General features: G+C 41.1%; 1 pseudogene. It reads left to right on the forward strand.

Features of this window, described 5'->3' with window-relative positions:
• Positions 1 to 270: pseudogene (locus ACNQ0T_RS23650) on the forward strand (type 1 fimbrial protein); the annotation flags it as partial.
• Positions 271 to 309 lie beyond the last annotated feature (39 nt).

Consider the following 309-nt stretch of genomic DNA (forward strand, 5'->3'; position numbering starts at 1 on the left):
TCAATACTGTCCTTATCCGTGTTATCTGGCTCAGTAATTGCTGCCACAAATAGCCCTGGAGGTATTATTTCTTTCTCCGGTGCAATTAGTGATACTACCTGTACGATTAATGGTAATAACAGCGCTGATATGTCGATTGCTTTAGATCCGATTATATCTTCTGATGCAGGAACAACGGCAAGTACAGTTATTACAAAAAACCAAAAAGCCTTTGGGCTTACCTTTTCAAACTGTGCAGTTGTTGGTGGAGGTACGCCAGCAGGGACATGAAAATTTCACTTCTCTTCAAGTAATATTTCGCCTTCAGGC

It is taken from the genome of Enterobacter cloacae complex sp.6700776 (assembly GCF_048284255.1).
Taxonomy (GTDB): Bacteria; Pseudomonadota; Gammaproteobacteria; order Enterobacterales; family Enterobacteriaceae; genus Enterobacter; species Enterobacter intestinihominis.